Here is an 11766-nt window from a genome sequence, read left to right on the forward strand (position 1 = left end):
GGATGGGAATTCTATGATTGACCCGGAGATATTCGGCCACAATAAGCAAGAGTTCATCGAGGACCCCTACCCGTTCTACGCACAGATGCGCAGCAACCAGCCGATCTTCCGGTCGCCCCGGTTCGACGGCGCATGGATGCTCTTCCGACACCGCGACATGATCCGGCTCGCCATCGACCCGAGGCTTTCCAGCTCCCGAGCGCGGTTGCCTGCCGCCAAGATCCCTGTTCCCTGTCGTGCCGAGTTCGAGGACATGTTCACCGCGTTCGAGCGATGGATGGCCTTCAAGGACGGCGGCTGCCACAGGCAGCGGCGTCGGCAGGCGGTCTGGGCGCTGGCCTACCTCACGGAGGAACACCTCACACCCCTGGTCCGGGAGGTGGCAGGCCAGCTCCGGCAGCAGCTCAAGGCTGAACCGGCCGTCGACGTCATGGGGAGCTTCGCCGAACCCCTGCCCGCTCTGGTTATCGCGGAACTTCTCCGAGCTCCTGCCTCCATGGCGCCGGTGCTCAAGGGGTGGGCGGACGACATCGCCGACCTGTACGGCTCCACGGATCTGCGAGTCGAGGACATCCGCAGGATCCAGGGCAGCGCCCTGCACCTGCTGGACTACCTGCGCAGCCTTGCCACCACCGGCGACCCCGCCAGCATCCTGGCCCACATCCAAGCCCATAGCGTCGACGGCTACCGTCCCAGCCAGGACCAGGCCATAGCTCTGTGCATCCAGCTTATGTTCGCCGGCATGGAACCCACCCGCTACCTCGTCGGCAATGCTGTGCGGGCCCTGAACCAGCACCCCGGTCAGCTGGACTTGCTGCGACGGCAACCAAACCTCATGCCAGGAGCCGTTGATGAGTTCCTGCGCTACGACACTCCCGTGCAGTTCACCGCCCGCACGGCGGCCACGTCGTTCACGTACGAGGGACATCGCATCAGCGCCGGCGATCCGGTGCTGTTCTACACAGCTTCGGCGCACCGGGACCCTGAAGCATGGGACCGGCCCGACGACCTCGACATCACCCGCAGCCCTAATCCACATCTCGGGTTCGGCCGGGGCCCCCACTACTGCCTGGGCTCCACCTTCGCGCGGGTCGTCTGCCAGGAAGCACTGAGCGTATTGCTCGACGAATTCCCTGTCCTGCAGTTGCACAGGCCACAGGCTCTGGACTGGAACACCAACCTCGGATTCCGCGGCTACCGCTCGCTCTATCTCACACGGGGCGACCCGGTCATGGCCGCAGCACCGTAAAAGTCACCTCTTGTGGCCTTTATCGGCTTCCTGCCGCCGACCGCGGACGGATGCCCAGGAGCTCGTGCAACTGCTGCTCGGCCTCGGCCACGCACTCGCCGTCTTGGCCCAGCACCGCGTATCTCCACACGCCCTCTTGAATATGAGCGTCGGTGGTGAGGATGACTCGTGCCGGTGCGTTGTGATCGCCGAGCCCCGCCCTGTCAAGTCGGCGCACTGCCGTCTCGAAGCTCAGATCAAGACGCCCGCGCCGGGTGTCGCAGCGCCAGTGGCCGAAGCCACCCGGGGGACCGAGCCGCCGGGCCAGTTCCGCGACGTGTGTCGCGCCCGTTCGCCGCACGTTGGCCTCGGTGACCACGTATGAGTCACCCAACAAACCGCAGTCCAGACCGAACACCCCCCGGTAGCTGTACCCGTGAAGCCAGTCACCCACCATGAACGCCGCTTTTACCAGCCTCTCCTGCACCGGACGGTCGGCAGCCGGCGTCACCATTCCCGCCCAGCTGAGGTCCTCGACCCGCTGGTCACCGCCGAAGAGTTCAGACGGACCCTCGTCTGTGACCAGCATCTGCACGCTGGGCACTGCGTCAAAGGGAAGAAACTCCTCGAACACCCAGCCGTTGCAGCGCTCCGGTTGCCCCACCAATGCCCGCGTCAACTGGTGTGCGACGGGCTCGGCAGCATCTGCATGGATGACCGTGCTACCCCACCCACCCCCCGAGAGGTCGGGTTTCACGATTGCCGACTGACGATTCTGTAGGAATTCGCTCAGCTTCGCGACCAGTTCGGCCGCCGTCGCAGCCTGCCCTCCAGCCGCGATGGGGAGTCCGAGGGACTGGACGATCCGCCGAAAGTTGATCTTTGAGTTGAGCAGCCGGACCGCCTGGAGGGCCGTCTCGTCGGGAGGAGTCGAGTAGGGAAGTACGGGCATGTCCGATGCTCTGGCAAACGACGTCAGTCGCCGGTCCAGAATGCTCGGTGACAGCACGGCTCGAGCAGTGATCAGATCGAGTATCCCCAGCTCCGCGGCAAGGTCCAGCGCATGAACACCGCGGACCTCAAAAGGGGCAACAACGTCGACATCGGCCCGACCTCTGAAGGTGAGGCCAAGGACGCTTCCCACATAGTCCAAGAAGGCAGGGCTGCAAGGAGCACACGTCACCACGCAGTCTCCGGCCGCCGCCTGCCACAGCTCCCGAGTGGTGAGAGCGGCAATCTCGTGGAGGAACTCCGGCGTGGGGCCATCGAGAACCGAATGACTGACCGTATTCACTAGAATCGCCCTACTCGTACCCCTTCGCACGCGCAGCACCTCTCACGGTCTCACGGCTAAGCAATTTCCTTACAACAGCACCGCCAACTCCTTGGCTCGCGCGCCGAAATGATTCTCCGTCACACCTGGCACCACGACTGGTCAAGGACACACCCGATCATCAGTCACATGATCTGCCGCTGTAATGGTTAGTGCATCATCTCGCAACGTAGCAAAACAGCATCTGACCAGCTGCCCTGACCAGTGCGTGGGGGAGCGCCGGCCGGGGCACGGAACGGCTCTTGATCCGGGGGCTTGGGTGCCAACACGCGAGAACCCCACCCGCACGCCTCGGGGAGAGCCTGCCGGGCCGCCTGGACGTTGGACGATGACGAAGCTGCCATGACTCAGACGGGCCGATACCTCTCATGCGGAGTAGCCCGCTCCCACACGGCCTCGAACGCGTCAGCGCACAGCTTCACCACGCCGGGGTCATCAAAGGGTTCCGGGCCGGCGGAGGAACCCTCACCCGTGAAGTGATTGAACTTCCCGTGCGCACCGTCGAACACCCAGAAGTCGATGCCGGGCAGGGCAATGTCAGAGGCGCGACGACGGGGCAGCCAGCGCACCTGTTCGCCACCAGCGAGGTTCACCGGGCCGGTCACGTCGTACTCGAACCGGCAATAGTCCGACAGCGGTTCGCTCACGATACGAGCACGGCGTACCACCACCCCTCGCGCTGTCGCCTGCTTCATCAACTCAGTCCACCCCTGGTACTTGGCCACCGCTTCGGCGGTCCGCCCTTGTTGCCAGGCGATGAACCCCGGATCGTCCCGAATGTAGCTGTCCCTCATCTCCAGGTGGACAGCGCTCCGGGTGACGCCGGACCACTCGTCCTCAAGTGTTGCGGGCACTGCTCTCCTCGCTGTCCGGCTGGGGGATGTACTGCAACTTGACCTTGGGCAGACGGATGATCGTCTCGTGGTCGGGAACATCCGTCCCGTGACCGGGGATGGAGCCGCCCAAACGACGAAAGGGCCCCCGATCTCTCCCAGCCGGAACGGCCGGGGGCCGGGACGGGGCGGCTACCGCGACGGCGGGTCGAACACCCAGGGCTCGCTTTGGCTCGCGTAGCTCCGAAGCTGCGGTAACGACGTCAGAGCAGGTGATCGGCCTTGCCGGCTTTGATGTCCCGGATGAACGTGCGGAGCGCTTCGCGGGTGTCGGTGAGGTAGTGGTCCTCGGCGCAGTTGATGGCGATGTACGCGTTGCCGACGCCGTCGGTGCCTATCCGGAAGCAGTTGTTTCCGTCTCCGCAGAAAGGGTCTTCCCAGGCAATGTCGGGCACAGGTGCCCCCTCTCAGAGCAAATGGTCGGCCTTGCCCGCCTTGATCTCGTGGATCAGGGTGCGGAGCGCTTCGCGACTGTCGGTGATGTAGCGCTCCTCGGCGCCGTTCACCGCGATGTAGGCGTTGCCTGCGTCGTCGACGCCTATCCGGAAGCACGCGCTGGCCTCGGCGCAGAACGGGTCTTCCCAGGTGATCTCGGGCATGGGGGGTTCCTCAGAGTTGTCGAGCGATGTCGTGGATGAACCGGCGCGACGCCTCTGGATCCAAAGCAAGTCGTTCCATCCAGTCCAACTGATCACGGTACTTGGCGAGCTGGGCCTCGACATAGACAAATTCCGGGCCGTGCGTGCTGTCGATCTGAACAGTGTCGAGAGCCGGCACGGCCCCCTCGGCATACACCAGCGTCTGGCCCGATCCGGGGAAAGCCCCGCTGGCCACCGGTAGTACGCGCAGCACGATGTGGCTGAGCTCCGACATGTGCATCAGGTGTTCAAGCTGAGCGCGTACCACCGTCCTGCCGCCGAACTGCATGCGCAGCGCCGCCTCGTGAACGACGCAGTGGTACTCAGGGGGATCGTCCTGCATGAGCACCCGTTGCCGTTCCATCCTGTGCACCATCCGCAGCTCAAACTCGCGTTTGGGCAGCGGCGGGACGGCGACGTCGAAGATGGTGCGAGCGTGGTCGACGGTCTGCAGCAGACCGGGGATGTGTACGGTGTGCGCCGTCCGGAGCCGTGCGGCGTTGGCCTCCAGCTCCGCGATGTCGAGGAGACCGCCAGGGAGCGCGCCCCGATATCGCTCCCACCAGCCGGGGCTTTCCGGCTGTGCCAGTTTGGTGAGGGCGGTGACGTACGTGTCGTCGGAGCAGTCGCAGTGGCAGGCCCAACTGCGCAGTCGGTCAGCGCTGATGTTCCGCAGCCCACGCTCCATGTTGGAGATCTTGCTGCGGTCGACGCCCAGAAGCGAGGCGACGGATTCGGCGCTGACGCCCGACGCGACGCGCATCTTGTGTAGCTCCAAGCCGACGCGCTTCTGCCGCTCCGTGGGCGATGTCCTGGCGACCATGGCTTCCCTTCACGTTCGTGATGGGCAGCAGTCTGCCGCCTGCCAACACACACCATCCACCGATGGGGGCAATTTTGCCGATGGAGTCGCCAATTAGCCCCGCGCTTCGCTAACTTCAGTAGCGCGCCGCTTACGCACCGTGTGAGCCGGAAGCGCGCGCTGCCCAACACCCAAACCCCCCAACCCCGGAGCCGCCGTATGCCCATCGGCCTCTGCCCCCTCATCCTCCAGCCCGCCCCCAAGGCGGCGCACCCCCCACTGCCACCCGAAAAGCTCGCGTACAGCTTCACCGTCCCCGGTGAGCCCGAAGCCGTCGGGATCGCTCGCGACAACGCCCGTACGTCACTGCGCGCCCACGGGCTCAAGGACATCGAGGTTCCGGCGCTGCAGATCGTCGGTGAACTCACCGCCGCCGCAGCGCACTTCGCGCCGAGCCAGTCGCTCTATATCTCTCTCCGATGGCGCGAGGGCAGCCTCCGTACCATCGTTTGGGACCCTCACCCCCGCACGCACCACGACCCCGACGACACCAGGACGTGCGTGTCCCACCGCACGCGGCTGCTGCTGCTCCTCGGCTGTGTCGTGCGGGAGTGCGAGGGGACGTGGGGGCTCTCGGAGCCGGGGGAGACGAGCGAGGGTACGCGCGTGTGGGCCGATATCCCTCGTGCCGGGGCCACTTCCTACGCGCTGCGGCAGTTCTGAGGCGTCGCGCCCGCCCCGCCGGGACGGGCGCGTACGGCTCACTCCGTGCTGTCGGGGTGGGAGCGCAGGCCCACGCCCAGGACGCCTTCCCAGTGGGTCAGTTCCTCGACGAGGGGGAGGGCCGAGCCCTTGCCCTCCAGGCTCAGGACGACGCCGGCCTCCTTGATCTTGCCGCGTTCGCGGTTGTCGCCGCGGTCCTCGGCCTCCGCCTCGACGTGGACGTCGGTGACGCGGAAGCCGCGCTTGGTGCACAGCTCCAGGACGCGGCCGAGCAGGCCGCGGCGCGTGCGGTAGGAGAGGCGGAGCTCGACCGGGCCGACGTCGGGGGCGACCGACATCCGCTTCGTGATGACCGGGAAGCCGCGGACGACGAGGAAGTGCACGACGGTCGCGGCGACGCCGAGCAGGGGGAGCCCGCCGCCGCAGGCCATGCCGACGGCGCAGGTCAGCCAGATGGTGGCCGCAGTGGTGAGGCCGCGTACGGCGTCGCGGCGGACGAAGATGAGGCCGCCGCCGATGAAGCCGATGCCGGAGACGATCTGCGCGGCGACGCGGGACGGGTCGAGGCCGACGCCGGGGACCCCGGCCACGGCGTTGAAGCCGTGGATCGAGACCTCCATGAACAGCGCGCTGCCCACGCCGACGAGAGTGTGGGTGCGCAGCCCGGCGCTTTTCTGCTGTAACTCGCGTTCCAGCCCGACGAGGGAGGAGAGGAGCAGGGCGATGCCCAGCTCCACGAACTGACGGACCCCTTGGCCGCTGCTCGTATCGAAGAGCGGCGGCACGGCGATGTACTCGGCTATTCGCATCCGTCAATTGTGGCCTGAAATCGCCGTTGGGTGTGGCCAGTTGACGCCCCACTATCGCCCATGCCCGCGCAGTGGTTGTGTTCTGGCCCATGAGACCCAATGAGAAAGTCCTGATGTCGCTGGGAGCCGCGCTGCTGGTGTGCGTGGCGTCCCCGTCTCCCGCTCTCGCGGCCCCCGCTGCCGCCCCACAGGTCACGGTCGAGGAGCAGCGGCTCCCCGGTCCCGTGCCGCAGGAGATCCTGCGGCTGAGCGGGTTCGCCGACGTGGCGCCGGGTTTCGGCCGTGACCTGGCGGCGGCCCGTACGCCCGCGCAGGCCGGGCGCGTGGCCGTACGCGACGGGCAGCGGCTGTGGCGGCGCGCCGTGGACCGGGCGCAGGGGCGGGGCCCGGCCGGGGGCGAGCTGAGCCGGGACGACGACCGGCCGCTGTACTGGGCGCGGCTGGGCATGACGCGGACGCTCCGGGAGTGGAAGCCCGCCTTCTCTTTGTCCGGAAAGCAGCGCACGGAGCTGATCGACAAGGTGGAACGGTCCTCGCGCGGCCAGGACTCGATCGACCTGCCGCCGGGGCCCGGCGTGAAGCGCGTGCTGATCACCGGCTTCGACCCGTTCCAACTGGACGCCGACGCGCGGCGCTCGAACCCCTCCGGCGCGGCGGCGCTCGCCCTGGACGGCACGACGGTCCGGACCGCCGACGGCCCGGCGCGCGTCGAGGCGGTCGTCTTCCCGGTGCGCTGGGCGGACTTCGCGGACGGCACGGTCGAGCGGACGCTGCTGCCGTACTTCCGGCCCGGTCCGCGCCGCGTGGACCTCTTCACCACCATCAGCCAGGGCCGACCCGGCCGCTTCGACGTCGAGCGCACCAACGGCGCGTGGCGCGGCGGCTCCCCCGACAACGCCGGTGTCTCCCGTACGGAGACCGTGCCCGTACCGCCCGGCGTCCCCACCGTGCGCCCGCAGCCGCAGTGGACGTCGACGACCCTGCCGTACGCCGCGATCACGGCGACGCGGACCGGGCCGTACCCGGTGTACGACCACACCGCCGTCACCGAGATCCCGGCGGGCGGCACGGCCCCCGTCGTACGGCCGGACGGGCCGACGCCCGGATCCACGGCCCGCGAGGGCGGCGGGGGCGACTACCTCTCCAACGAGATCGCCTACCGCGCGACCCTGCTCCGCGACGCGGTACGGCTGCGGGTGCCGGGCGGCCATCTGCACACGCCGGTGCTGGAGTTCGGCGCGGGCAACACCGACCCGGCGAACGGGCGGGTCAGCGACCCCGAATTCGTACGGAACCGGCTCGCGATCATCGCGCAGACCCGGTCCGTGATCGCGGTGGCCGCGGGCGGCGCGGTTCGGCCATGATGGCCGGATGATCATCGCAGCAGCGCAGTTCCCGGCCCGGGCGCTCGACATCGAGGCCAATGCGGCCCGGATGGCCGGCTTCGTCACCGAGGCCGGCGAGCGGGGCGCCTCGGTCGTCGTCTTCGCCGAACTGGCCGTGACCGGCTACGAACTCGGGGCGATCGTGGCCGGCCAGGACCGCCTGACGACCGCCCCCGACGACCCCCGCCTCGCACCGGTCCGCGCCGCGTGCCGGGCGGCCCGCGTCACCGCCGTCGTCAACTGCGCGGGGCGCACGGAGGCGGGCCCCACGATCAGCTCGTACGTCTACGGGCCGGACGGCGAACTGCTCACCCGCTACGACAAGCAGCACGTGACCGACTCGGAGACCGCCGAGGGCTTCGTCCGGGGCACGGTCGACGGCTCCTTCACCCTCGACGGCGTCGGCTTCGGCCTCGGCATCTGCTACGACGCGCACTTCCCCGAGGCCGGGGCCTGCGCGGCGAAGGCGGGGTGCGGGGTGCTGCTGCTCAGCTCGCTCTACGGCGAGAGCGGGCGGGAGGCGTGGCCGACGGTTTTCCCCGAGCTGGCCCGGGCCAATGGTCTGTATGTGCTGCTGGCGAATCACTCGGGGCGGTCGGGGCCGTATGAGGGCTGCGGGCTGAGTGGGGTGTGGGGGCCGTCCGGGGCGGTTGCCGCGGTGGCGGCGGGCCGGGAGGAGGGGCTGGTGCTGGCGGAGGTGAGCGCCTGACTTCTCCCCGGCCCCGCCCCTTCCCGGCTGTGTCGATTTGCGGCTCCGCCGCGTGGGGGAGGCTCCGCCCCGGACCCCGGGTCAGGACTTCGCCGTGGCCCGTACGCCGAAGTGGACGTAGCGGCTGCCGTCCGCCAGCGCGTAGAAGACCACCGGGATCCAGCCGTCCTTCGCGCTGCGGCGCCCCGCGAAGACCGTCTTCGCCGGGGTGTCCGAGACCGGGGTCAGGTGCCAGACGAGGGGGTCGAAGGTGCCCGCCAGCCCGTCGGCGCCCTCGTACGTCAGCTGCAGGACGCCCTCGTCGGAGGGGCGGTCGGTGATGGTCATGAGGAAGCCCTCGCGCCGGTACGCGCCGGTGAACGGCTCCGTCCGCACGGCGGGCGGCTGCTCGGGCGGCCCGAACGCGGGCATGGTCACCCCGGCGAGCTCGGCGGTCAGTTCGCGGCAGAGCGCCTCGAAGACCTTGGGCGCGGCGCCGCCGCCGTTGGTCAGGAGGGCGATGGCGAGGCCCTTCTCGGGGATGGCGCGCAGATAGGCGAGCTGCCCGAACGTGCTGCCGTCGTGGCCGAAGCCGCGCGCGCCGTCCCACTCGAACAGGCCCCAGCCCAGGCCCCAGTGGGCGCCGAGGAACCACTGGTCGGGCATCTCGACCTCGCGGTTGAGCATGGCCGCCACGGCCGCGGGGGAGAGCACCCGGGTGCCGTCCGCCGCCGTGCCGCCGTCGACGAACATCCGGGCGAAGCGGACGACGTCGGCGGCGGTGGCGCTGATCCCGCCGTAGGGGCCGGCGGAGCGGGGCAGCATGTTCCACATCGGGGTGGGGACCGGGTCCTCGCCGGGGTCTCCCATGTGTCCCATCGCGGCCCGGAAGCGCAGCACTTCCTCGGGCAGGGTCATCGTGCGGTCGAGCCCGAGCGGGGTGAGGAGCAGCTCCTTGAGCGCCTCGTCCCAGGTCCTGCCGGTGACGACCTCGACGATCCGGCCGAGGATGTTGTAGGCGGTGCCGGAGTAGGACATGGTGGCGCCGGGCGGGTTGGTCATCCCGACGTGCCGCGCGGCCTCGACGTAGCGGGCCAGGCAGTCGTCGCCGCGGCCGCTGTCGTGGGCGAAGTCGCCCTCGATGCCGCTGGTGTGGTTGAGCAGCTGGCGCGGCGTGACCGTACGGGACGCCTCCGCGTCGGCGACGGCGAAGTCCGGCAGGACGTCCGCGACGGGCGCGTCCAGGTCGAGCTTCCCGGTGTCCGCGAGCAGCACCGCGAGGGCCGCGGTGTAGCCCTTGCTGATCGAGCCGATCTGGAACACCGAGTCGGTGGTCGCCTCGACGCCGGTCCGTGTGTGCAGGATGCCGCTCGCCAGCTCGTGGATCTCCCCGTCGGCCAGGACGGCCAGGGCGGCGCCGGGGATGCGGTGGGCGGCGAGGAGCTCGTCGAGCCGGGCCTGCCAGCGGGCGGTGTCGAAGCCCTCGGGGGCGGCCACGCCCAGTGCGCGGTTCACGACGCGGTCCACCTCGCGGTTGGTGCGGTCCATGAGCTTCGCCACCTCTTCGTCCACGAGCCTCGTCACCTCCCGGTACACGTTCTTCACCTCCTCGTCCACGACCCTCGACACTTCCTGGTACACGTTCTCGGGCATGACGTCTCCCCCAGAGGTGACTCGGTGCTGAACTCGGTGTTGAACTTCGGTGCCGGTCTCGGGTGATGCGGCCGGTGACTAGTCGGCCTGGCGCGGCCGCCTGCCGACGAGCCCGGCCAGGGAGGCCATGGTCGTCCGCGGGGGCTGCCGGAGGTCGCGGTCGGGGTTGATCAGGCGGCCGGCCAGGGAGCGGACCAGGAGGCCGAGGACGAAGCCGTACGCCGTCACCATGCCGTGCCCGTTCTCCTGGGCGAACCACATGCCCAGGCCGAGCACGGGCGCGCCGATGGCGAGCAGCATGTTCTTGCGCTCGCCGCCGCGCAGCAGGAGGGCGGCGGACAGCGTCGCGGCGAGGAAGTACGTCGCTCCCGAACTCCCGGCGAAGTTGCGGGGGTCGGTGCTGCCGCCGGTCTGCCCGAAGAGCGCGTCGATGTGCTCCGGCAGGAGGATGCCCGCGGCGAACAGGCCCACCATCAGGGGGCCGCCCCAGAACCACTCCGCGAGGGCCGCGATGACGGCGAGGGTGGCGATGTTCCAGGCCCCGCCGAGGAGGCCGCCGTTCTGCATGAAGACCGAGGTGACCACGCGCCACCAGCCGGACCTGGACGGGTCGCTGTCGAAGGCGTCCATCGCGCCCGACCAGCAGAGCTGCGTCACGACCCCGGCGAGTGCTATCCCGGTCAGCCCGACCGCGGCCCAGGGGACCCGGCGCCGGGTCACGGTGTCCTGCCCGACGAGGGCCAGACCCCCGTTGAGCATCAGAACCATCAGTGCCGCCGTGGTCACGTTGAACAGCAGTGCGCCCATCGCCACCAGCCCCCCTCGAACTCCGTGTGGATTGTGCTGGACACGACATTAGCCGGGTCCACGGCAAGATTCAAACACTGTTTGAAAATTACCGCTAGGGTGAGTTCCATGAAGCTGACCGCAGACCGGATCATCGACGCGGGCATGGCCGTGTTCGCCGAGTCCGGATACCACGGGTTGTCCATGCGACAGGTGGCGGAGCGCCTCGGGGCGCACGCCGGGAGCCTCTACTACCACGTGCCCAGCAAGAGCGCGCTGCTCCAGCTGATGGCGGACCGGGTATCCCGGCAGGCGTACGACGCGGGCAGCGCCGCACTGGCCGCCCTGCCCGGACAGGCCGACTGGCGCGACGAGATCGAGGCCCAGGCAGTGACCCTGCGCCAGACCCTCCTGCGGCACGCGGGCGGGGCCATCATGTTCGCCGACAGCCCCAAGGTGCTCAGCGCCGGAGCACTGTCGCTGATGGAACGCCTGCTGCGCACCTTCGGCGCCGCCGGCCTGCCCGACGCCCACCTCATCGTCGCCGCCGACACCCTGCTCAGCCACGTCACCGGCTACGTACTCCAGGAACAGAGCGAATCCCCCGCCGTCCCCACCGACCCCCAGCACATCGCCGACCTCCACGAACGCTTCCCCAAGACCGTGTCCGCCGCGACCGCGTACGACCAGGACGAGAAATTCGTCCGCAGCGTACGACTGCTGTGCGCGGGCATCGGAACGCTGATCGAGGCGGGCCGTTCCTGACAGCGCACCACTGGAGACCTTCCGCCCCCTCGGCGACCCTGGACGTCCGGCAACTCCCCGCCA

General features: G+C 69.2%; 13 protein-coding genes. 5 read left to right on the plus strand and 8 right to left on the minus strand.

What is annotated here, in order from left to right:
- Positions 1 to 13 precede the first annotated feature (13 nt).
- Positions 14 to 1249, plus strand: a complete 1236-nt coding sequence (locus tag ABD269_RS19050) for a cytochrome P450 (RefSeq protein ID WP_344119329.1) — start codon at positions 14 to 16, stop codon at positions 1247 to 1249.
- A 19-nt stretch (positions 1250 to 1268) separates the two neighbouring features.
- Here the strand turns inward: ABD269_RS19050 and ABD269_RS19055 are convergent, their stop codons facing one another.
- The 5 genes from ABD269_RS19055 to ABD269_RS19075 all read right to left on the minus strand — a co-directional run bounded on the left by ABD269_RS19055 (position 1269) and on the right by ABD269_RS19075 (position 4915).
- On the minus strand, positions 1269 to 2561 hold the full coding sequence (locus tag ABD269_RS19055) for a preATP grasp domain-containing protein (RefSeq protein WP_344119331.1): 1293 nt from the start codon (positions 2559 to 2561) through the stop codon (positions 1269 to 1271).
- 347 nt (positions 2562 to 2908) lie between these two features.
- Positions 2909 to 3415 (minus strand): DUF6879 family protein, encoded by a 507-nt coding sequence (locus ABD269_RS19060; protein WP_344119333.1) that lies wholly within the window; start codon positions 3413 to 3415, stop codon positions 2909 to 2911.
- Between the two features lie 242 nt (positions 3416 to 3657).
- The gene (locus ABD269_RS19065; RefSeq protein WP_344119335.1) at positions 3658 to 3849 is read right to left on the minus strand and encodes a hypothetical protein; all 192 of its coding nucleotides are present in this window, start codon (positions 3847 to 3849) and stop codon (positions 3658 to 3660) included.
- A 12-nt stretch (positions 3850 to 3861) separates the two neighbouring features.
- The gene (locus tag ABD269_RS19070) at positions 3862 to 4053 is read right to left on the minus strand and encodes a hypothetical protein (RefSeq protein WP_344119337.1); all 192 of its coding nucleotides are present in this window, start codon (positions 4051 to 4053) and stop codon (positions 3862 to 3864) included.
- 10 nt (positions 4054 to 4063) lie between these two features.
- Positions 4064 to 4915, minus strand: coding sequence for a helix-turn-helix domain-containing protein (locus tag ABD269_RS19075; RefSeq protein ID WP_344119340.1), 852 nt, complete (start codon positions 4913 to 4915; stop codon positions 4064 to 4066).
- Positions 4916 to 5113: 198 nt separating this feature from the next.
- On the opposite strand from ABD269_RS19075, the gene ABD269_RS19080 reads away from it, so the two are divergent.
- The gene (locus tag ABD269_RS19080; RefSeq protein WP_344119342.1) at positions 5114 to 5617 is read left to right on the plus strand and encodes an ATP-binding protein; all 504 of its coding nucleotides are present in this window, start codon (positions 5114 to 5116) and stop codon (positions 5615 to 5617) included.
- Positions 5618 to 5655: 38 nt separating this feature from the next.
- Here ABD269_RS19080 and ABD269_RS19085 read toward each other — a convergent pair whose 3' ends face one another.
- Entirely contained in the window at positions 5656 to 6426 is a 771-nt protein-coding gene (locus ABD269_RS19085; RefSeq protein WP_301887628.1) for an MgtC/SapB family protein, read from the minus strand.
- Positions 6427 to 6515: 89 nt separating this feature from the next.
- On the opposite strand from ABD269_RS19085, the gene ABD269_RS19090 reads away from it, so the two are divergent.
- On the plus strand, positions 6516 to 7790 hold the full coding sequence (locus ABD269_RS19090; protein WP_344119344.1) for a pyroglutamyl peptidase: 1275 nt from the start codon (positions 6516 to 6518) through the stop codon (positions 7788 to 7790).
- A 7-nt stretch (positions 7791 to 7797) separates the two neighbouring features.
- Complete coding sequence (locus ABD269_RS19095; protein ID WP_344119345.1) at positions 7798 to 8520, plus strand: carbon-nitrogen hydrolase family protein; 723 nt, start codon at positions 7798 to 7800, stop codon at positions 8518 to 8520.
- 81 nt (positions 8521 to 8601) lie between these two features.
- Here ABD269_RS19095 and ABD269_RS19100 read toward each other — a convergent pair whose 3' ends face one another.
- Together ABD269_RS19100 and ABD269_RS19105 are read right to left on the minus strand one after the other, a co-directional pair.
- Positions 8602 to 10152, minus strand: coding sequence for a serine hydrolase domain-containing protein (locus ABD269_RS19100; RefSeq protein WP_344119347.1), 1551 nt, complete (start codon positions 10150 to 10152; stop codon positions 8602 to 8604).
- Between the two features lie 78 nt (positions 10153 to 10230).
- Positions 10231 to 10959, minus strand: a complete 729-nt coding sequence (locus ABD269_RS19105; protein WP_344119510.1) for a hypothetical protein — start codon at positions 10957 to 10959, stop codon at positions 10231 to 10233.
- Between the two features lie 108 nt (positions 10960 to 11067).
- Here ABD269_RS19105 and ABD269_RS19110 point away from each other — a divergent pair, with 108 nt between their 5' ends.
- Positions 11068 to 11703 (plus strand): TetR/AcrR family transcriptional regulator, encoded by a 636-nt coding sequence (locus ABD269_RS19110; protein ID WP_344119349.1) that lies wholly within the window; start codon positions 11068 to 11070, stop codon positions 11701 to 11703.
- The last annotated feature ends 63 nt before the right edge of the window (positions 11704 to 11766 follow it).

Source organism: Streptomyces blastmyceticus (assembly GCF_039521185.1).
GTDB classification, from domain to species: domain Bacteria; phylum Actinomycetota; class Actinomycetes; order Streptomycetales; family Streptomycetaceae; genus Streptomyces; species Streptomyces blastmyceticus.